21 protein-coding genes and 1 other annotated feature are annotated in these 22239 nt (G+C 29.1%); of the genes, 17 read left to right on the top strand and 4 right to left on the bottom strand.

What is annotated here, in order from left to right:
• The coding region (locus TY07_RS15220; protein WP_042402034.1) for a hypothetical protein at positions 1 to 395 on the bottom strand (395 nt) is incomplete at its 3' end.
• Positions 396 to 551: 156 nt separating this feature from the next.
• Between TY07_RS15220 and TY07_RS15215 the strand changes: the two genes are divergently transcribed.
• From TY07_RS15215 to TY07_RS17860, 8 genes are all read left to right on the top strand, one after another.
• Positions 552 to 854, top strand: a complete 303-nt coding sequence (locus TY07_RS15215; protein ID WP_042402031.1) for a hypothetical protein — start codon at positions 552 to 554, stop codon at positions 852 to 854.
• A 118-nt stretch (positions 855 to 972) separates the two neighbouring features.
• Entirely contained in the window at positions 973 to 1749 is a 777-nt protein-coding gene (gene murI / locus TY07_RS15210; protein ID WP_042402030.1) for a glutamate racemase, read from the top strand.
• A gap of 136 nt (positions 1750 to 1885) precedes the next feature.
• On the top strand, positions 1886 to 2158 hold the full coding sequence (locus TY07_RS15205) for an STAS-like domain-containing protein (protein ID WP_042402027.1): 273 nt from the start codon (positions 1886 to 1888) through the stop codon (positions 2156 to 2158).
• A 305-nt stretch (positions 2159 to 2463) separates the two neighbouring features.
• Positions 2464 to 2988 carry a peptidylprolyl isomerase gene (locus TY07_RS15200; protein ID WP_042402023.1) on the top strand — a complete coding sequence of 175 codons (525 nt, stop codon included), beginning with the start codon at positions 2464 to 2466 and terminating at the stop codon, positions 2986 to 2988.
• An 89-nt stretch (positions 2989 to 3077) separates the two neighbouring features.
• Positions 3078 to 3452 carry a DUF3783 domain-containing protein gene (locus tag TY07_RS15195; RefSeq protein WP_042402020.1) on the top strand — a complete coding sequence of 125 codons (375 nt, stop codon included), beginning with the start codon at positions 3078 to 3080 and terminating at the stop codon, positions 3450 to 3452.
• Positions 3445 to 4119, top strand: a complete 675-nt coding sequence (locus tag TY07_RS15190) for a helix-turn-helix domain-containing protein (RefSeq protein WP_042402018.1) — start codon at positions 3445 to 3447, stop codon at positions 4117 to 4119. Before TY07_RS15195 ends, TY07_RS15190 begins: the two co-directional genes overlap by 8 nt.
• Before the next feature lie 278 nt (positions 4120 to 4397).
• The gene (locus TY07_RS17865; RefSeq protein ID WP_042402017.1) at positions 4398 to 7961 is read left to right on the top strand and encodes a S8 family peptidase; all 3564 of its coding nucleotides are present in this window, start codon (positions 4398 to 4400) and stop codon (positions 7959 to 7961) included.
• 63 nt (positions 7962 to 8024) lie between these two features.
• Complete coding sequence (locus TY07_RS17860) at positions 8025 to 9359, top strand: peptidoglycan-binding domain-containing protein (protein WP_042402015.1); 1335 nt, start codon at positions 8025 to 8027, stop codon at positions 9357 to 9359.
• A 72-nt stretch (positions 9360 to 9431) separates the two neighbouring features.
• Here TY07_RS17860 and TY07_RS15175 read toward each other — a convergent pair whose 3' ends face one another.
• Positions 9432 to 10493, bottom strand: coding sequence for a YkvI family membrane protein (locus tag TY07_RS15175; RefSeq protein WP_042402013.1), 1062 nt, complete (start codon positions 10491 to 10493; stop codon positions 9432 to 9434).
• Positions 10494 to 10626: 133 nt separating this feature from the next.
• Here TY07_RS15175 and TY07_RS15170 point away from each other — a divergent pair, with 133 nt between their 5' ends.
• From TY07_RS15170 to TY07_RS15150, 5 genes are all read left to right on the top strand, one after another.
• The gene (locus tag TY07_RS15170; protein WP_042402010.1) at positions 10627 to 11712 is read left to right on the top strand and encodes a hypothetical protein; all 1086 of its coding nucleotides are present in this window, start codon (positions 10627 to 10629) and stop codon (positions 11710 to 11712) included.
• Between the two features lie 116 nt (positions 11713 to 11828).
• Complete coding sequence (mnmL, locus tag TY07_RS15165; RefSeq protein WP_042402006.1) at positions 11829 to 12752, top strand: tRNA modification radical SAM protein MnmL/YtqA; 924 nt, start codon at positions 11829 to 11831, stop codon at positions 12750 to 12752.
• Between the two features lie 198 nt (positions 12753 to 12950).
• Positions 12951 to 13496, top strand: a complete 546-nt coding sequence (locus TY07_RS15160; protein ID WP_242833271.1) for a sigma-70 family RNA polymerase sigma factor — start codon at positions 12951 to 12953, stop codon at positions 13494 to 13496.
• Positions 13489 to 14223, top strand: coding sequence for a hypothetical protein (locus tag TY07_RS15155; RefSeq protein WP_042402001.1), 735 nt, complete (start codon positions 13489 to 13491; stop codon positions 14221 to 14223). Before TY07_RS15160 ends, TY07_RS15155 begins: the two co-directional genes overlap by 8 nt.
• Before the next feature lie 5 nt (positions 14224 to 14228).
• Positions 14229 to 14663 carry a DUF2752 domain-containing protein gene (locus tag TY07_RS15150; protein ID WP_042401999.1) on the top strand — a complete coding sequence of 145 codons (435 nt, stop codon included), beginning with the start codon at positions 14229 to 14231 and terminating at the stop codon, positions 14661 to 14663.
• Positions 14664 to 14766: 103 nt separating this feature from the next.
• On the opposite strand, the gene TY07_RS15145 is transcribed toward TY07_RS15150, so the two are convergent.
• The gene (locus TY07_RS15145) at positions 14767 to 15942 is read right to left on the bottom strand and encodes a class I SAM-dependent rRNA methyltransferase (protein WP_042401996.1); all 1176 of its coding nucleotides are present in this window, start codon (positions 15940 to 15942) and stop codon (positions 14767 to 14769) included.
• A gap of 160 nt (positions 15943 to 16102) precedes the next feature.
• On the opposite strand from TY07_RS15145, the gene TY07_RS15140 reads away from it, so the two are divergent.
• Positions 16103 to 16360, top strand: coding sequence for a GIY-YIG nuclease family protein (locus TY07_RS15140; RefSeq protein WP_042401993.1), 258 nt, complete (start codon positions 16103 to 16105; stop codon positions 16358 to 16360).
• A gap of 11 nt (positions 16361 to 16371) precedes the next feature.
• A complete protein-coding gene (locus tag TY07_RS15135; protein ID WP_042401991.1) occupies positions 16372 to 16875 on the top strand; it encodes a GNAT family N-acetyltransferase in 504 nt (167 codons plus the stop codon).
• 84 nt (positions 16876 to 16959) lie between these two features.
• On the opposite strand, the gene TY07_RS15130 is transcribed toward TY07_RS15135, so the two are convergent.
• Positions 16960 to 17172 (bottom strand): (2Fe-2S)-binding protein, encoded by a 213-nt coding sequence (locus TY07_RS15130; protein WP_042401988.1) that lies wholly within the window; start codon positions 17170 to 17172, stop codon positions 16960 to 16962.
• Positions 17173 to 17479: 307 nt separating this feature from the next.
• Positions 17480 to 17724: a binding site (T-box leader), on the top strand.
• A 177-nt stretch (positions 17725 to 17901) separates the two neighbouring features.
• Between TY07_RS15130 and ileS the strand changes: the two genes are divergently transcribed.
• The gene (ileS, locus tag TY07_RS15125) at positions 17902 to 21012 is read left to right on the top strand and encodes an isoleucine--tRNA ligase (protein ID WP_042401986.1); all 3111 of its coding nucleotides are present in this window, start codon (positions 17902 to 17904) and stop codon (positions 21010 to 21012) included.
• A 178-nt stretch (positions 21013 to 21190) separates the two neighbouring features.
• The gene (locus TY07_RS15120) at positions 21191 to 22189 is read left to right on the top strand and encodes a LacI family DNA-binding transcriptional regulator (protein WP_042401983.1); all 999 of its coding nucleotides are present in this window, start codon (positions 21191 to 21193) and stop codon (positions 22187 to 22189) included.
• Positions 22190 to 22239 lie beyond the last annotated feature (50 nt).

The following is a 22239-nucleotide window of genomic DNA, read 5'->3' as shown; positions in this document are numbered from 1 at the left end:
CCGCCTTGAGAACCGGAACCGCCTTGAGAACCAGAACTGCCTTGAGAACCAGAAGCACTTCCAGAACCAGTAATTGAGTTAGAATTGTTACCGGAACTTGGTTTGTTAGGGCTGCTTGTTGTTATATCATCATTTTCATCATCACTATAATAAATATCATTATTTTCATTATTATAAGTATTAATTTCAGTTTCAGTTGGTTCTTCTACTATAACTTCTTCTGGAGGAATATAAGCTTCTATTTCTTCATCTAATATAGCTTTCTTTTCTTTTAATACGATAGAATTATTAGTATCTGCCTTTGTTTGAATAAAATCAATTGAAAAAATTGAAATTGTAGCAACTAGCAAAATAATAATAAATATATTTTGAAATTTTTCAGATTTAAAATTCATAAAGTACATTCTCCTTGCATGATAAATAATAGTTTCACATAAATAATATTCTATAAAATGTAAAAAAATCCTCTAAATAAGTAAAAAAATGTTGACTAAGAACAAATGTTCTGATATTATTAAATCAATGATTGAACGTTTGTTCGGAGGTGCGGTATGAAAGAAAATAGAGGAATATTTGTAAAGGTTAATTATAAGAATATAGGTGAGTTAAATAGTTTCATTTATGATAGCATGAATGGAGTAAATAAAAATAAAGATAAATATGTAATGTGTGCTGGAAAATACAGCAAGGATGGTTGGACAATGGTTTTTAAAGCCAAGAGTATAAGAGAAGCAGAAGAGTTATTAAGTATTAATTCAGCCAAAAGAGAATCACTTAGAAAGCAAGAATTAATTAATACACAATTAATGGATAACGATAGAGTATTGATACCTTCATGGATGAATAATAACTAATTCATTATTTACATAAAGAATGCATAATAATTTATATATTATAATAAATCAAAGTGGATTTAAGCTTAATTAAGGTATAAAATAAAATTAAGGAATATATAAATTGGAGTGAGATGATTTGGATAAAAAGGATATGCCTATAGGCTTTTTAGATTCAGGGGTTGGCGGTCTAAGTGTAATGAGAGAAGCTATCAAGATAATGCCTAATGAAAATTATATATATTTTGGAGATTCAAAAAATGCTCCTTATGGAATAAAGCCTACAAAAGAAATAAGAGATTTAACATTTAATGTAGTAGATTTTTTAATGAATAAAGGAATTAAGGGATTAGTTGTAGCTTGTAATACAGCAACTAGTGCTGCAGTAAGTGAATTAAGGAGAACATATCCTGATTTGCCTTTAGTAGGTATTGAACCAGCTATAAAGCCAGCGGTTGAAATGAATAAAGGTGGCAAAATATTAATAATGGCAACTCCTATGACTATTAAACAAGAAAAGTTTAATTTGTTACTTAATAAATACAAAGACAAGGCGGACATAGTTCCAATACAATGTGCGGGACTTATGGAATTTATAGAAGAAGGAATATTAAGTGGAAGTCAATTAGAAGAGTATTTAAAAGATAAATTGTGTATATATAAAAAAGAAGAAATAGCATCAATAGTTTTAGGATGTACGCATTATCCATTTGTTAAAGAAACAATAGAAAAAGTTGTAGGTAGTGGAATTGCCATTATAGATGGTGGAGAAGGAACAGCTAGAGAAATAAAAAGAAGATTAAAAGAAAAAAATTTATTAACTAATAGATCTACTAAGGGAGAAATATCAATTTATAATTCATTAGAGGAACAAAAGGTAATAGATTTAAGTTTAAAGTTAATAGAAAGAAAATAGAAAACGCCAAAAGGCGTTTTTTTTTATTGAAGAAATAAATGTAAAAAATAATTGTTAAATAGTTGACAATATTCTGAAAATTGTATATATTATTATTAAAGAAAGAATTTTCAGAAAATTTAGGGGGATTAATAGTATGAATATTAAAGTTAGGGATTTATTAGGTGATAATTATTCAATAGAAGATGCTATTTTATTAAGAGAAATAATAAGAAATAACCTAGATCAAGGAGTAATTCTAGATTTTGATGGATATGATAGAGTACCATCAACATTTTTAATAAACTTATTTAGTGACTTAATATACAAATTCGGAAGAGACTACATTTTTAAACAAGTTGTTGTTAAAAATTTATCAAACTATAGAGATTATTCAAGAGTAGTATTAGGAACTGCATTTCAACAATAGAAAAATATAACCACATCTAAAGAGTAGAAAAATAAATTCATATCATAAATATTTATCATATATTTAGCTTCGATTATCGAGGCTTTTTTTCTTAAGTAAGATTCTAAATTTTAACTGAGGGTATAAATCTTAGATTGAGTTAGTAGAAGTTAACTACTTGTTAATTTGGTTATTCGAACTTACTCAGTAAATGAAGAGAGCTTAGTTTTCCTAAAAATTTAAGAAAATTTGTATAAAAGATTGAATTAGTATATTAAAATATGATAATAATAAATTATACCAAAAAATGAAAGTGAGGTAATAAAATGAAAAACCCTATAGTTACTATAGAAATGGAAAATGGAGATATAATGAAAGCTGAATTATATCCAGAAATAGCACCTAATACAGTAAAGAATTTTGTTGATTTAATAAATAGAGGATTTTATGATGGATTAATATTCCATAGAGTAATACCTGGATTTATGATTCAAGGTGGATGCCCAGAAGGAATGGGAATTGGAGGACCTGGATATAGCATTAAAGGAGAATTCTCAAGAAATGGATTCAAGAATGATTTAAAACATACAAAAGGTGTTTTATCAATGGCTAGAGCAATGCATCCAGATTCAGCAGGAAGTCAATTCTTTATTATGGTAGAAGATGCACCACATTTAGATGGTCAATATGCTTCATTTGGAAAGTTAATAGAAGGACTAGAAGTTGCTGATAAAATAGTAAATACTAAAAGAGATTATAGTGACAAACCATATGAAGATCAAGTTATGAAGAAAGTAACAGTAGATACTTTTGGAGAAAACTTTGGTGAACCTGAAATAATAGAAGATTAATATTTAATTTCATGTTAAATCAATAGGCTGTATCATATTTTTGATGCAGCCTTAAATTGAAGTTTTATAAGTATATCGGGGTGATTGAGATGATTAATAATAATAAGTGTATATTAGTATATGGTTTATCTAATTTAGACTTAGAGTATATGAAAAAGCTTGACTATAAAATAATTGAAATAACTCCAGAAATGTGCGAAATGACTTTAAGAGATATATTATCAGGACTAAGATTAGATATTTTTAATAATAGTCCACTTAAAGAAAAAGTAATACTTTATAATAACTTAACAGAAATTGAAGTGAAAAAAGTAATAAATGATACTCGAGAGGGTATCAAAGATGGAATATTAGCCGTAGTAACAGAGCAATCTATTAATTGGAAAGTAAATTACTTAATTAAGCATTTAAAGAATGAAAGAGATTGGTATTCAAAGGTTAGAAAGGAAATTAAAGATGAGTAGAGTTGGCGAAAAGATAAAGGAAGCTAGATTAAAGGCTGGAATGACTCAAAAGGCACTTGGTAAAAAATTAGGTGTAGCAGAAAAATTTATAAACGAAGTAGAGACTGGTAGAAAAATTGTACAAGAATCATTTATAGAAAAAGCAGCCAAAATATTAAATACAGACTTAAATGATGTTAGTATGGTTGTAACAGATGAAGCATTAATGGAAGAAAGAAAAAGTTATGCGGAAAGCAATAAGAAGCCTACTAAAATAGAAACAAGTGATATTTGGGATAATGCATTTTCTACAGTATTAAAAAATGTTCCTATTTACGATTATAATTTAAAGAATATTTTAGGAAAAATAGAATTACCTATTCATTCAAATAAGGTAGAAGGATATCCTCAAGATAAGGTAATGTATTTACAAATTCAAGATAATGAAATGTCTGGTTTTAGAATGATGGAAGGCGATTTAGCATTTGCTCATTTAGTTAAAGAAGTAAGCAATAATGGAATATTTTTAGTAGATTATAAAGGTAAAAGAAAAATAAGGCAAATAAAAAGTCTTGGAAACTCTAAATTGCTTTTAGTAAGCAACGGGGGAGCTCTAATGACTGAAACTGTTGAAAGTAAAGAAATTGCAGTTATTGCAAAGATAGAAAGAATTGAAATAAGATTATAGAAAAGTGCCAATGGGCACTTTTTTTATTATATAAATATTAAAAGTTCATGCAAGTAAAGTAATATATATTGCTGTGGGGATGATGTGGATAAGTTAATCGAAACTGTGGATAACTTTTAGATTAGTGTTAAATAAAATTTTTTGAATGAGGCTAATAAAAAATTTATTGATTTAGTTTTATATATTTTTATAAAGGAATTAGCAATGTTACTTTTTTAAATGCACTAGTTCAAATATATAGAGTTAAACATATATTTATTAAGAGGAATTATTATGAGGTGGTAAATATAGAAAGTAATAAAAATAATTTAGGGCTATTAAAAAATATACCTAAATCAATATTATCCAAAGTTAACATATCAAATAATTTTTTAGCAGCTAGTAATGATACTGAAGTTGAGGTAAGTATAATTTCAGGCAGTTCTCCAGAGGAGATTTCTCAAATTGTAGAGAATTTAGGTGGAAAATATACTGATTTAGGATATGGGTATGGGATAGTATTGATTCCTATAGAAAATCTTACAGCTTTAGCCACAAGTCCTAAAATCCAATATATTGAATTACCAAAAAGCTTATATACTAATGATTATGAAAGTAACAGAGCTTCCTGTATAACTCAAATAAATTCATCAAATTTAAAGGGGCAGGGTGTTTTAATTGGTTTTATTGACACAGGAATAGATTATACTCATCCTGCATTTAGAAATGCTGATGGAACAACTAGAATAGAATATATATATGATTTAGATCAAGGTGGAAAGGTATATACTAAGGAGCAAATCAATGAAGCACTTAAATCATCTGATCCATATTCAATAGTTAGTTCAACTGATGTTACTGGACATGGAACACATGTTGTAGGAATAGCTTGCGCTGGAGGAAATATAGATACCAAGTATTATGGGGTGGCTCCAGAAAGTTCAATAGCAATGGTTAAGGTTGCTAGAAGTAGGTTTGCACTAAGTACGCAAATAATGCGAGGAATAAAGTTTCTTATTGATAAAGGAAAAGAACTAAATATGCCTTTGGCTATAAATATGAGTTTAAGTACTAATGATGGAGCTCATAACGGAAGTAGTTTACTTGAACAATATATTTCAACGGTATCTGCTACTCAGAGAGTAACTATAGTTATTGCAGCAGGTAATGAAGGAGAAGCTGCACATCATGTAGGAGGAACATTAGAAGATATAAATGAAGTATATTTTAATATTTCCTCAGATGAATCTATAGTTGTAATAAACTTATATAAATCATTATTGCCTGATGTAAGTATAGAGTTGCTTTGTCCAGGTGGATTTAGTACAGGAGAAATAATATTAAAAGAAGGATTTAATGAAGGAACTATAGGTAACTCTAGATATTCCATATATTTAACTGGACCTAAACCTTTTGATGTAAGTGGAGAAATTGGCATTATGTTAACAGGTATTAATGAGTTCGTATCACCTGGTCAATGGAAGATAACTTTAAGAAAAGTGAATGAATATGATGGGAAATTTGACATGTGGTTACCTATTTCAGAAGGGTTAAATATTAATACTAAATTTTTAAATCCAGTTGCTTATAATACAATAGGAATTCCTGCTACAGTTAGAAATGTAATATCAGTTGGTAGTTATAATTATTTGGTTAATATTATATCACCGTTTAGCGGTAGAGGAGAAATGTATAATGGACAATATATAAAACCAGATATAGTTGCACCGGGGGAAGGAATTTATTCAACTATACCAAATAGAGGATTTGATAAAAAGACAGGTACATCTATGGCAGCACCACAAGTAACTGGAGCTGCTGCACTTATGATGCAATGGGGTGTAGTTAATGGAAATGATCCATATTTATATGGAGAGAGATTAAAATATTTTTTGATTATAGGATCCAAAAAGGGAAGAGGTGATATACAATATCCAGATGCAGCATGGGGATATGGAGAACTTTGTTTAAGAAATAGTATTAATTTAGTATCTCAAACGCTAGGCTTAGGATTTAGAAGTATTGATATCAAAAATAGACAGGATAATCAATCTTTTAAAGGAATAGAAGAAATAAATGTTAATTATGATACAAGTAGTGAAGAGAATGTGTTCCTTTTAGTAGAAGTTGCTGATTCAGATGATCTTAAAAATATATTAGAAGTATCAGGAGTTTCGGGTTTAATGATATCAACAAATTTTGCAGTAATAATTACACCTGCAAATAAGATTAATGAAATAAATGAATTAGTTATAAGAATAGTTAATATGGAAATTTCAACTATATTAACATTGAATGAACTTTCTCCAGTGGAAGCTAGTGGAGCTCCTACATTTAATAATAATCCATACTTAAGGCTTAATGGAAAAGGTGTATTGGTAGGTGTAATAGATAGTGGAATAGATTATCTTAATAAAGAATTTCAAAGGGAAGATGATACTACAAGAGTTTTAAGAATATGGGATCAAACTATACAGGGAGATAAAGAAGTATATGGATTAAAATATGGAATTGAATATACGGAAGAAGAAATAAATAAAGCCATAAGCTTACAGGCTACAGGTGGAGATCCATATAGTATAGTCCCATCTAAAGATGACATAGGTCATGGTACTAAGGTAAGTGGAATTATGGGAGGAAGAGGAATAAATCCTGCTTTAAAAGGAGCTGCCCCAGATTGTCAATTTGTAATTGTTAAATTAGCTAGAGCAACTAAGGTTGAACTTGATGCGGCACTTATTGATAAAACAGATGTACCTTCCTATAGTCCTTGGAGCGTGCTATTAGCATTAAGATATGTAGTTTCTGTTGCAAGAGCATTAGAAAAACCTGTAGTTGTATTTATACCGCTTGGAAGTAATATGGGATCTCATACTGGTAATGGAATTATTGAAGCATCTATATCTAATTTTTCAAGTCAGGCATCAACTGTAGTTGTTGTTCCTACAGGAAATCAAGGTAATACAGATACTCATACCGAAGGAATAATTGAAAGAGTTGGTGATGTAAAAGATATAGAAATAAGAATTGGTGAAAAACGGAAAAATTTACCGATAGAAATATGGATAGATAAACCAAATAGAGTTAAGCTATCTATTATATCACCAACGGGAGAAATTATAGATAATCTTGAATCTAAAAATACAAATAATGAGAGAATTAAATTTTTATATGAAGAAACTGAAATGATAGTGAATTTTACTTCTCCTGAATTAACAACAGGAGATTCGCTTATTTTTATAAGGGCTTATAATTTAAGAGCAGGCATTTGGAAATTTAGATTAACAGGACAATATATAGTAGGCGGTAAATATTATTCTTGGATACCTCAAAGAGAACTTATAGATAATGAAACCAAGTTTTTAAATCCTGTTGAATATACAACTCTTACATTACCAAGTACATCAAGAGGAGCAATTTCAGTAGCATATTATAATCAAAATAATAACGCAACTTTATCAGAATCTAGTAGGGGTTATACAAGAGATGGGCGTATAAAGCCAGACATAGCAGCTGGAGGAACTAATGCCTTAGTAACTAATCCAGGAGGTACGACTTCACTAATGACTGGAGCCTCAGTTGCTGGAGCTGTCGTTTCAGGATGTTGTGCTCTTATTCTTCAGTGGGCAGTTAGTGATGGAAATTATCCAGATATATATTCAGAACAGATAAAATCTTATATTATAAGTGGTGCTAAAGGAAGGCCAGGAGATATTTATCCTAATAGAGATTGGGGATATGGGATGTTCGATTTACAAGGTATATTTGATAGAATAAGAGAAACTTATACACCAAGATCTGATGGAGGCTTTCAAGAATATAGGGTTAATAATTTATTTATTAGAAAGCCAACAGATTTATAATAATCACTAAATATAATTTAAAAGCATATTAATATAGTGAATTAATTTATATAGGAGTAATATATGGCAGAAAAGGGCGGCTTAAAGTTGCAATGCTTTGTTGGAGATACTTATATTCCTATAGAAGGAATAAAAGCTACATTGGTATCTTCACATGGATCAGGCGGAGAAAGTAAGGAAGTTGAACTTACAACTAATTCGTCTGGAGAATCGCAAGTAATAGAATTATCAGCACCATTATTAGAATATTCACAGAACCCAACAGGAAATATACCATATAGTCTTTATGATTTAAGAATTGAAAGGCAAGGTTTTCAATCATTAGTCGTTAATGGTATACAAATATTTCCTGATGAAATTGCAATTCAACAATGTAATTTAGTTGAGGAATCAAGGAGGGTCGGTAATAGGGCAGATGTGATAAATATTCAGCCTAATACATTGAATGGAAATTATCCATCAAAAATACCCGAAGAGGTTGATAAACTATTACCACCTCCAACAAGTGGAGTAGTTTTACCAAAACCTGTAGTTCCGGAATTCATTACAGTTCATGCAGGAGGACCTAATAATACAACAGCACCAAATTATACAGTACCTTATAAGGATTATATTAAAAACGTAGCTTCTTGTGAGATTTATTCAACATGGCCAGAAAGTACTATCAGAGCTAATGTATATGCAATTATATCATTTACATTAAATAGGATTTATACAGAATGGTATAGAGGAAAAGGTAAAAATTTTGATATAACTAATTCAACAGCTTATGATCATGCATTTAATTATGGAAGAAATTTATATGAGAGTATAAGTGTCATTGTAGATGATATATTCTCTACTTATATACGAAGATTTGGTAGAAAGCAACCGTTATTAACTCAATATTGTGATGGTAAAAATGTTCAATGTCCAGGTTGGATGACTCAATGGGGAAGTAAGTATTTGGGGGATGAGGGAAAATCTCCATATGAAATATTAACATCATTTTATGGAAGTGATATTGAATTAGTTACAGCTGAAGTTGTTGAAGGAAGTCCAAGCTCATATCCAGGATATGATTTAACCGTTGGATCTAGTGGGGATGCAGTACAAACTATTCAAGAGCAATTAAATAGGATAGCTCAAAATTATCCATTAATACCTAAATTAGCAGTTGATGGGGTTTATGGAGATAAGACAAAAGAGGCAGTAACAGTATTTCAAGGCGTTTTTAATTTACCACAAACAGGTGTTGTAGATTATGCAACTTGGTATAAAATTTCAGATGTTTATGTTGGGGTTACTAAAATAGCGGAGCTTAGATCAAGTTGTAAACAAAAGATATTTATACCACCAATATCATTTGATATTATAAATTCAAATGAAATACCAAGATTTAATTATTTTGGTGATTAGTAAAAATTATAAAATGATTTTATGGGTTAGCAATTACAAGTTTTATTACAAGTAAATGCTAACCTATTATTTTCAATTATTAAGTTCAGATTTATTTTTATGATAAAAGAAAATGCACTGTGTAATGAAGATTAAACTCAAAATACCAAAAAGAGGATATAAAGTTGATATTAGATTTGAGAAACCTATTTGTGATATTGGTAAAGCAACAGCTAATACAATAAATATTCCCTTCTTAAACTTGATATTAAATGATTGTTCAAGAGTTTTGCTTATTGAATATACATCGGATACTTCAGTGGAGAACATTTCAAGCCAAATTATAACCAAAAGTAATGCTTGAACCACACTTCCAAATCTTTGAGCAACTAAAAGTAAAGGAATTTCTAATTCATATATATATGGTTGGTTTGCTAGTAGTAATAAGTTAATAGCACTTGATAATAAAGTTAATCCTAAAGCACCGCATGCAATTCCATATACCATAGTTTTAGAATTTTTTGTTTCATTACTTAAAGGTACTAAAACTCCAGAGCAGCAAAGAACATTGTAGCCGGCATAAAGGATAGTAGAAACTGCAACACCTTTTTTAGGTGGTTCAAATGAAGATATAAATTGAAAAGATATAGAATCTCTACAAAATAAAAAATATAAAACTATGATAAGTGTTATTGTTCCTAATAGTGACGGAACAATAAATGAGTTTACTTCAATAAGTCCATCAGTACCCCTTAGTAAAAATACAGAGGCAAGGCATAGCATTATTAATGATCCAACTATTTTTGGAATTCCAAAAAATTGATTAATCAAAGCACCACTACCAGCCAATATTATTGAAGCACTTGAAATAAGATAAAAAGTTGTAATTACACCTGTGAGTTTACCTAGCAAATTAGGACTTATTATTTTTAGAACATCACTATAGGAATTTAGACTATATTTAATACTTATTTTAGCTATTATTGATCCCATTAATATATAAAATGCTCCACAGAAAAGTATTCCGAAAAAGCTAGTCAAACCAAAGGAAGTGAAAAATTGAGTAATTTCTTTACCCGATGCAAGTCCAGCTCCAACAATGGTTCCTATAAAAACAACTGCAATTTGAAAAATTTTAGAAAAATCCTTCTTCACGCACATCCCCCCAATATATTTCTAATATCTAATATATAAGGATTACAGTATAATTATTCTTTTTATTTGTGAATAAGGTATAAGTTATTAGGAAAAATAAATTTAAAAGCAGAATAATTGTAAGGAGATTAATATGATTAGCATTAAAAGGATTTTAAGTGGAATATTAATTTTATCAATTAGTGTACTAATTAGTTGTTCAAATGCAAATGAATCTAAAGAGGAGGTCTTAGATTTATTTGATGTTTTTAAGGGAAAGGATTTAGCTACAGATTACTTAATTAATATAAGAAATGGTGATATAAATGGTGCAACAGAAATTTGTGATAAGGAACTTGTAGATAGTACTATTAACTTATCAGAGGGAGTATCGAATATTACTGGTTTTCAACTTGATAAAACTGTAGCAAGTAGTGAGTTTGCATATTATATATTTAATGTTATTAGGGATTCTAATATTGAACCTAAAAGTGATTTAGAACAATACACTATAAAGGTAAATAGAAATGGTGATAACTATATTATCGGGGAGATAAAATCAAAATCACAAAGAGAGTTATATATAAAAAATAACGCAATTAGGATAATTGGTGATAAAGGTGGAAAGAGTAGTTTGGTTATTAGTTTAAATAATATACCAAAGGATACCTATTTAAGTAAAAATAAAATGATGCTTTATAAAGAAAAAGTGCCTAATAATAATTTTGGAAAAGTTGTTTTAGGTTTTACAGGTAAGAAAGTTGCTATTTCAACTATAGATGATAAAAATTCATATATTTGTATTGCGTATATTGATGATACTTTAATGAATGGAGGAACAGATGTAGTTGATTTAAATAGTGATTCACAAAGTTCACAAATAGGAGGAGAAATCCAAGATGCATTTGAAAAGCCAGTTGCTAGCAAAGTTATATCTGTAGATTTGATTAATAATTCAGAAATAGATGATTTTATATTTTCTAAAGAAGATGATAATTTAGCTGTAAACTTTAGAGATCAAAATGGATTAAGTAGATTAAATATATATAAAGCTGAAGATGGAAAAGCTGTAGATACAAAATTTAATGAGATATTTAAGCCAGAGATATACAATATTAAAGCTCAATATTTTGATGATGATAAAGTAATTTTTGATGTATTTAAAAGTGATTCAACTACTGATGAAACAACAGGAAAGTATAGTTTAGATTTAAAGAGCAATGAAATGATTAAATTGTAATTAGTTAATAAGTATTTTATAATAAAGAAAAACATAAAAGAGGTTAATGCAATTAGCATTGCCTCTATTTTAAATTATATCAAATATATAATTTATAGATTTTAAGGAGAAAAAATATGAAGGAATGGAATGGAAAAAGGTATCACAGCTTAAATTATTTCCTAAGAAATAAATTCGGCGAAAAAATATATAAAATATCATTAGATGGGGGATTTACTTGCCCTAATAGAGATGGAAAAGTGGCTAAAGGTGGATGTACTTTTTGTAGTGCAAGAGGATCAGGAGATTATGCTGGCAGCAGAATATTATCTATAAGTGAGCAGTTTGAAGACAGAAAGGTAATGATGGAGAAGAAATGGAAAGATGGAAAGTATATTGCTTATTTCCAAGCCTACACAAATACCTATGCTCCTGTTGAAGAATTAAGAAGAAAATATGATGAGGCATTAGCTCAAAAAAATGTTGTTGCTTTATCAATAGCAACAAGACCAGATTGTTTAGATAAAGATGTTTTAGATTATCTTGAAGAGCTTAATAAAAAAACATATCTTTGGGTTGAGTTAGGATTACAAACTATAAATGATAATACTGCACGCAATTTTAATAGAGGATATGATTTAGAAGTATTTGATAAAAGCATAAAAGAACTACAAAAAAGAGGAATTGAAGTTGTAGTTCACACTATTTTTGGACTTCCTGGTGAAACAAAGGAGGATATGCTAAAGACTGTAGATTATGTTGCTCATAGTGGATCACAAGGAGTTAAATTTCATTTGTTGCATTTAATGAAGGGGACTAAAATGGTAGAGCAATATGAAAGTGGGGAGTTAAAGCTTTTAAGCAAGGAAGATTACATAGATTTAATTTGCAAAGGGATTGCTATGATACCAGAAGAAATGGTTGTACATAGATTAACAGGAGATGCTCCGAGAGCAAGCTTAATTGGACCTATGTGGAGCCTGAAGAAATGGGAAGTATTAAATGATATTGATAAAGCACTTGTAGACAATGATATTTGGCAAGGCAAAGATTTTAAGTAAATTATAGGGTGATATAGAGCGACTGTATGAATTGTTTTTTTATAACAGTCGCTTTTTATTTTATAATATATTATGAGAACACTAACTTTATTATGTTGGTAGGTATAAATTCGACTAAGCAAATTGAGATTTCTAATTTTACTTATGGAACAAAGTGGGACAAATAATTGTCAAATGGAGAGGAAAGGAGCGAAAGTTTTGGAAGCTTCGATATATGATTACAGTAAAGATCAATTAATAATGGAAGTAAAAAGAGCAAAAGCTGGAGATAAAGAGGCATTTTGTACGCTAATAAGATTAAATAAGGTAGCAGTATATAGAGTAGCTAAATCTATATTAAACAAAGAAGAGGATGTAGAGGATGCTGTTAGTGAAGCTATATTAAAGGCATATAAGAATATACATACTTTAAAGGATGAAGCTTTTTTTAAAACGTGGTTAATAAGAATAGTTATTAATGAAAGCAATAATATATATAAAAAAAGGGCTAGAGAAATAGCTGTAGATAAGGAGCATTTTAAAAATATAAGCGTTAATGATAGTTATAAGGATTTAACTTTATATAATGCAATTAATTTACTAGAGGATGACTTAAGAACAACAACTATATTATTTTACTTTGAAGATATGAAATATAAAGATATAGCAAAGGTTTTAAACGTAAAAGAAGGAACTATTAAATCTAGATTATCTAGAGCAAAAGAAAAGTTACATAATATTTTAAAGGAGGAGCTTCATGGATAATTTTGATGAATATTTAAAGAATAAAAGTCATATGGAAGATAAAGAATTTATTTTACCAAAATCATTTGATAATAAGATTGAAGAAACTCTGGGCAATTTAGATAAGGTAAATTTGGAGAAAAAGAAAAATTGGTATAGCAATAAAAGGGTTTGGGCCACAGCCGCATGTTTTGCATTTATTTGCCTAACAGCAATATCAATAAATAGTAATATTAATTTAAATAAATCATCTGATATTTTAAGAAGTGCAGAAAACAATATAGAAGAATATAGTACTAATACTCCAGAAGTAGCAATGTATGATAGCGGAGAATCTAGAAGTATTGAGGAAGATTATGGTGATGAAACTCAAAAATCAGAATTAAATTTGAGAGATAGTATAGATGATGGTCTTATAGATGTCAGCAATATAAGCAAAGTTGTTATTAAATCTATGGGAAATGATAATAAATATAAGGCTATAGATAAAATTACAGATATAGAACTTATTATTGGTTTTATTAATGAAATTCCTAAACAAGAAGTTGAAAAGCAAGATATAAATGATTGGAATTTTCTAATTCAAACTAGTGGAGTTGGAGTTAATCACACTATAATAATTCAAGATGATATTATGAATATAGATGATAAATGGTATAAGATAAGTTCTGAAGATAATAAAAATTTTAAAGAAATTTACAATAATCTAAATTATCAAGAAGATGATATACCATATTGTAATTATTAAATGATATGAAGAAATATGATAAGAATTTAAGTATAAAGATTATATTTAGTATGGGAATAGGGTTGATTATTATTTACTTAATTTTAAATCAATTTTCTAAGGTAACGGGAACAATTTGTTTAATAAGAGGCCTAATAGGTACGCCTTGTCCTTCTTGTGGAATAACTAGGGCAATAATAGCTGTATTAAATGGTAATTTTATAGGAGCATTTAAATTACATCCATTATTTTGGATGCCTTTTGTTATAGGAATATTAATAATGTTAAATAGAAAATATTATAAGCAGATATTAATTGGAGCTATTATTGTTTTTATTGGAGTTTATCTAGTTAGGATGAGTATTTTATTTCCAACTGTAGAACCAATGAAATATAATGAAAAGTCTATAATTAATCAATTAAGTGATAAATTTAATAAGGGTATCAAGCTTGGTAAGTGACAAATGGCAAGTTAATGAATAAATTCAGCTTAGGCCGAATTTATAATATATATTAGAAACTCCCTAAGGAGTTTCTAACTTAACTTGTCACCTGAAATTAATTTTATACTACTTGGAAAATAAAGAATTTTAAGTAGTATGATTCATCAGAATTCCAAAGGATTGGATGGTCTGAACTTTGAGTTCTAACTTCAATTTGTCTTAAAGTTCTTCTTGCATCATGTGCAGCCTCAAGAACTGTTTTCTTTAATTGTTCTTCATTCATGTAGTGAGAGCATGAACATGTAGCAAAATATCCACCTGGTTTTACCATCTTTAAACCTCTAAGGTTAATTTCTTTATATCCTCTAATAGCAGAATTTACTGTGCCTCTTGATTTTGTAAAGGCAGGAGGATCTAAAATTACAACATCATATTGTCTTCCTTCTCTTGACCAATCTCCAAGAACATGGAATGCATTATGGCATTCAAATTTAACAGTATCTTGTAAGTTATTTAATTCGGCATTTCTAGTAGCACAATCTATAGCATGTTGAGAAACATCTATTCCAAGAACTGATTTTGCACCTGCAATTCCAGCATTTAATGCGAAAGATCCAGTATGAGTAAAGCAATCTAAAACATCTTTACCTTTACATATTCTATGCATAGCAGCTCTATTTTCTTTCTGATCTAAGAAAAATCCAGTTTTTTGACCATTTTCTAAATCTACTATGTATTTAACTCCATTTTCGATAATTTGAATATTAGTATCAAATGGCTCAGTTAAGAAGCCTTTAGTTTGTTCTAAACCTTCGATTTCTCTAGTTTTTATGTCACTTCTTTCATAAACACCTTTAGCACCATATTCTTCAACTAGTATTTTAACTATTAAATCTCTATATTGCTCCATTCCTAGAGTAGATATTTGAATTACATAGTAATCTTCAAATTTATCAACTGTTAAACCAGGTAAGAAATCAGCTTCTCCAAATATAAATCTGCAAGATGATGTGTCAATTACAGTTTTTCTATAATCCCATGCTTCAGCAAATCTTCTTTTAAAGAAAGCTTCATCAATTTCTTCATTTATATCTCTAGTCATTATTCTGATAGTTATTTTACTTCTATCATTAATATAACCTTTTCCTATAAAGTAGTTTTTATGATTATATACTTCAACAATATCTCCGTTTTCATAATCACCATCATATTCATTTATTTCATCTATGTATATCCAAGGACGGCCTTGTTCAGCTCTTTTGTTTTTTCCTTGATGTAAGAAAAATTTACATGCCATAATATTATTTGCTCCTTTTCTGTTAATTCTCATAAGATTATAACACAACTATTGCTTTAGTGTTATGTACTTTGTTATTAAGTATTAACAACAATTATAGAAAATATAGTTAGTCATAGATATAATTATAAATAATATAGAAATATTAAAGAGGTATTATATGAATTATGTTTATATATTAAGGTGTAATGATGATAGTTTATATACGGGGTGGACAAACAATCTAGAAAAAAGGATAAAGGCACACTCTGATGGAAAAGGAGCAAAATATACAAGAGCGAGAGTACCAGTTGAATTAGTTTATTTTGAAGTGTTTGAAGATAAAATAGAAGCTATGAAGCGTGAATATGCAATTAAACAGTTAAAGAGAAAGGAGAAGTTAGAGTTAATAAAGAATAGTAAGTGTATAAAGAGTTAGGAGGAAAAACTATGGATATAAAAATAAGGCCAATAAAAATAGAGGATGCTGAGGGGATTAATGCATTAAGGATCATGGATGGAGTTAGAGAAAATATATTAGGAATAACTAGTGAAAGAATAGATAGAAGCAAAAATTTTATAAGCAACTTAAATAATAATGCGCATATGTATGTGGCAGAAATAATTGAAAATGAAGAAAGCAAAATAATAGGAACTATAGGTTTACATGTTTCAGAGAATCCTAGGTTAAGGCATTGTGGAAGTATAGGGATAATGGTTCATAAGGATTATCAAGGAAAGGGAATTGGCAAAAAGCTTATGTCAACTGTTATTGATTTATCAGATAATTGGTTAATGCTTAAAAGATTAGAATTAGGGGTGTTTACTGATAATAAAAGAGCTTTAAGTTTATATAAATCATTTGGTTTTGAAATAGAGGGAACTAGGAAATGTGCAGCTATTAGAAATGGAAAATATGAAGATGAATATATTATGGGAAGAATTAAAAATTAAATAATATTAATTATAATAAAAAAACCACTTACAGAGTAAGTGGTTTAAATCGTTAAATTTATAGGGGAGTTTGGGATCAGGGTATTATTTTGAATAATCTCTAATTAAATCTTCTATCTTTGATTTACATCTAAAGCCATGGCAACTTCCAGTACAAGCACCGGTATCTTTAGAAACCTCATCAACGGTATGGGCTCCATTTTTTATGGATTCCTTAATTTTAGCTCTGGATATAGATTTACACGTACAAGTTTTTGTGATTTTATCAAGGATATCAGCATTTAAATTATTTTCCATAATAGATCCTCCAAAATACAAAGATATTAGGAAACACAAAAATTAATTATTAGGTAAACTAATTTTTGAGTAATACGTTTCAACAACTATATTAAATCATAGTATACTAAAATAGTCAACAATAAATATTAAATAATAATAATTATCCATCAATTAGTTAATACATAAAAAATAAGAAATAATAATTAAGGAAAGTAAAAGCATTTATCTTTAATCTTTATCTTTAATTTCTTACTTATTAGAATAATGAAAATAAAGTTTTGGGTGCAATTGACAAATCAATATTTAATAATATATAATGAATTCATTAAAGACTATGATTAGGATAAGTACTTTGATTTATTCTTTTAAGAGAGTGATTGGTTGGTGTGAAATCATAAGAAGATTAGAGGAAAATCACCTAGGAGTTTGAGGCTGAAAGTTTTATACAATTAAGTTATCACGTTTGCCCGCGTTAAGGGATAAGGTATGAAAGTATCTGAAATAATGCTCATAGAATAGTTATGAGTTTATTAACCTTAGGTGGTATAGCGAATTATCTTCGTCCTTTTGGGATGGAGTTTTTTTTTATTTTAAATGAGCCTTCAAAATTTGAATTGGATACTTGAAGTTACATAGTAATGAATTAATTCGACCATAGGAGAAGGAGTTTCATAAAAAATAGGATTAAAATATGTCTTTAAGAGAATAATTTTAATAGTTGATAAACGTAAAGAAAGGAGAATTCTTATGTACAATAAAGTTGAATTACCAAATGGTTTTGTTGGACTTGAAAAAGAAATAGCAAACCTTTGGACTGCAAGAAATGTTATAAAAAAGAATTTTGATATGAATCAAGATGGTGAATATTTCACTTTCTATGATGGGCCTCCAACAGCAAATGGTAGACCACACGTTGGGCACGTTTTAACAAGAGTTATGAAAGATATAATCCCAAGATACAAGGTTATGAAGGGATATAAAGTTATAAGAAAAGCTGGATGGGATACTCATGGTCTTCCAGTAGAACTTGAAATAGAAAAGAAACTTGGTATTTCTGGTAAAGAGCAAATCGAAGAATACGGAGTTGAAAAGTTCGTTAAAGAATGTAAAGAAAGCGTATTTACTTATGTAAGTATGTGGGAAAAAATGACTAACCAAATTGGATATTGGGTAGACATGGAGAATCCATATGTTACTTATCATAATCCATATATTGAATCAGTTTGGTGGGCATTAAAACAAATGTGGGATAAAGGTCTTTTATATGAAGGACACAAAGTAATGCCATATTGCCCAAGATGTGGTACTGCATTATCTTCTCACGAAGTTGCACAAGGATATAAGGATGTTAAGGACTTAACTTGTATAGCTAAATTTAAAGTTGTAGGAGAAGAAAACAAGTATATATTAGCTTGGACAACAACTCCTTGGACATTACCTTCAAACTTAGCTTTATGTATAAACAAAGCTTATACTTATATTGAAGCAAAAGTTGGAGATGAAGTTTACGTTTTAGCTAAAGATTTAGCTGATAAAGTTTTAGGTGAAGAATACGAAATAGTTAGAGAGTTCAAAGGTGAAGAGCTTTTAGGAACTAAGTATGAACAATTAATGCCTTTTGGTAAAGTAGAAGGAAAAGCATTTGAAGTTATTCATGGTGATTATGTTACTTTATCAGATGGTACTGGTATAGTTCATATAGCTCCAGCATACGGTGAAGACGATAGTTTAGTAGCTAAAGCTAATGGAATTACTTTCATCAACTTAGTTGATAGAGAAGGTAGATTCGTAGAAGAAGTTACTCCATGGGCTGGTAAATTCGTTAAGAAATGTGATGAAAGCATTTGTAAATGGCTAGAAGAAAACAATAAGCTATTTAAATCTGAAAGACACATGCACTCATACCCACATTGTTGGAGATGTGACACACCACTTCTTTATTATCCAAAGGAAAGCTGGTTTGTTGCAATGACTAAGCTTAGAGATAAGCTATTAGAAAACAACAATAAGATCAACTGGTATCCTGATAACATTAGAACTGGTAGATTTGGTAAGTTCTTAGAAAATGTTATTGACTGGGGTATTTCAAGAGATAGATATTGGGGAACTCCACTTCCAATTTGGAATTGTGAATGTGGTCACAAAGAATGTATAGGAAGCATTGAAGAACTTAAGAAAAAGGGAGTCAATGTTCCAGAAGATATAGAATTACACAAACCATATATAGATAATGTTCATTTAAAATGTGAAAAGTGTGGTAAGGAAATGACAAGAACTAATGAAGTTATTGACTGCTGGTTCGATTCAGGATCAATGCCATTTGCTCAATTACACTATCCATTTGAAAATAAAGAATTATTTGATCAAAACTTCCCAGCTCAATTTATATCAGAAGCTGTCGACCAAACAAGAGGATGGTTCTATACTTTACTTGCAATTTCAACTGCAATATTTGATAGAAATCCATTTGAAAACTGTATAGTTTTAGGTCACGTTCTTGATAAGAAGGGCTTAAAGATGTCAAAATCAAAAGGAAATGTTGTAGATCCATTTACTGTATTAGACTCACAAGGTGCTGATGCAACAAGATGGCACTTCTATACTGCAAGTGCACCGTGGTTACCTACAAGATTCTCTGTAGATGACGTTGGAGAAGCAGGAAGAAAGTTCATGGGAACATTATGGAATGTTTATTCATTCTATGTATTATATGCTGAATTAGATCAATTCAATCCTCTACAATACTCTGATTTTGTATCAGAAAATGTAATGGATAAATGGATTATGTCTAAATTAAATACTTTAGTTAAAGATGTTGATTCTATGTTAGATTCATATCAAATAACTCAAGCTGCTTTAGCTATTGAAGACTTTACAGATGAGTTATCAAATTGGTATGTAAGAAGAAATAGAGGAAGATACTGGACTCAAGAATTAACAGATGACAAGATAGGTGCTTATGTAACATTATATAGAGTATTAACTACAGTTATAAAAGTTGCAGCTCCATTTGTTCCATTTATAACAGAAAATATCTATCAAAACTTAGTTGTTGGATTAGATAAGAACGCTGAAGAAAGTATTCACTTATGCAAATGGCCAGAAGTTGATGAAAAGGCTATTGATAAGGAATTAGAAAAGGAAATGGACTTAGCTTATACTATAGTTAAGCTTGGAAGAAGTGCAAGAAATGGGGCTAATATTAAGAATAGACAGCCACTTTCAAAGATGCTTGTTTCTACTGATTCACTTCCAAGATATTATGATGATATAATAACTGATGAGTTAAATATCAAAGAAGTAGAATTTGGTGCTGACCTATCTACTCATGTTAACTTTGAAATTAAGCCTAACCTACCTGTATTAGGAAAAGCTTATGGTAAGTTAATACCAGCAATAAGAAAAGAAATTGCTGCTAGAAACCAAATGGAATTAGCTCAAACTATTCAAAATGGTGGAGTAGTAGTTATAAATATTGATGGAAATGAAATTGAATTAAATAAGGAAAACTTATTAGTTACTATGCAAGGGCTAGAGGGTTATGCATTTGCTGGTGAAGGTTCAATTGGGGTTGTTTTAGATACAAATATTACAGATGAACTTAGAGAAGAAGGTCATGTAAGAGAAATGATCTCTAAGATTCAAAATATGAGAAAAGATAAAGGGTTTGAGGTTGCAGATAAAATTAAGTTATATGTTGCAGATAATGATATGTTATTAGATATTGTTAAAAAATATGCAGAAGTAATAAAGAAAGAAACCTTAACTCAAGAAATAGTTTACAATGAAGAAGTTGATTATTCAGATACAGTTATCAATGGCGAAAATTTAAAGATGAATGTAGAAGTTATAAAATAATTAATGGATTTGTTATAAAGGGTAGGGATTAAGTAATAATTCCTACCCTTTTTTCAAATAATAGTATTATAGGCAAATTGTTTAAATAATTAGTGTAAAAAATGGTTAAATTCATTGTATTAAATAGGAAAAAAAGGTATAATTAATAATTAAAATAGAAAATGGAGTGATGTTGGATATGGCTACTTCTATAAAAGATGTTGCTAGAGAAGCTGGCGTTTCAATAGCTACGGTATCAAGAGTATTAAATGATATAGATGTTGTAAATGAAGATACAAAGAAAAAAGTATTAGATGCAATAAAAAAATTAGGATATAGACCTAATATAGTTGCAAGAAGTTTAAAGACACAAAGAACAAAAACAGTTGGAATATTAGTTCCTGATATCTCAAGTGGATTTTATCCTGAGATAGTAAGAGGAGCAGAAGATGTTGCAAATATTTACGATTACAATGTAATATTATGTAACTCAGATTTTGATTACGATAAAGAAAAAGATTACTTAAGAGTACTTAAAGAAAAAATGGTTGATGGTGTTATATATATGAGTTCTTGTTTAGAGGAAGAAACTCTAGATATAATTAATGAACTTGATTTAAAAACAGTTCTTGCTGAATCAAGAGATAAAGAAGGTAGATTACCAAGTGTAATTATTGACAATGTTGAAGCAGCATATAATGCAACTAAGAGTTTAATTGATAAAGGTTTAAAGAATATTGCATTTGTTGGTTTTAATAAAGGTTCTGTTAATGCTTGGGGAGATAGACAGGTAGGTTACGAAAAAGCATTAGAAGAGAATGGCTTAAAGGTAGATGAAGATTTAGAATTCTTCAAGGATTTAAAAGTTAAGAGTGGCTATAAGGCTGTAGAAAAATTCATAGAAAGCGGAAAGAAATTTGATGGTGTAGTTTGCTCTTCAGACGAAATTGCTATGGGAGTAATTAATGCATTAAGAGAAAAAGGCATTAGAGTTCCAGAAGATGTAAGTGTAATTGGATTTAATGATAATGCAGTTGCATCATATTTCTATCCAAAAATAACTACAGTAAAACAACCAAGCTATGATATGGGTTCTGTAGCAATGAGAATGTTAATAAAAATGTTAAATAATAAGCCATTAGAACAAGATCAATATGTTTTAGATTACAAAATAATTAATAGAGAAAGTACTAAATAAGTATGAAAATGCTATAAATTTTAATAATTTATAGCATTTGTTTTTTTTTA

The organism is Clostridium saudiense, from assembly GCF_000577815.1.
Taxonomy (GTDB): Bacteria; Bacillota; Clostridia; order Clostridiales; family Clostridiaceae; genus Clostridium; species Clostridium saudiense.
Note: the sequence above shows the minus strand (reverse complement) of the source record. Positions and strands in the feature narration are given on the sequence as shown.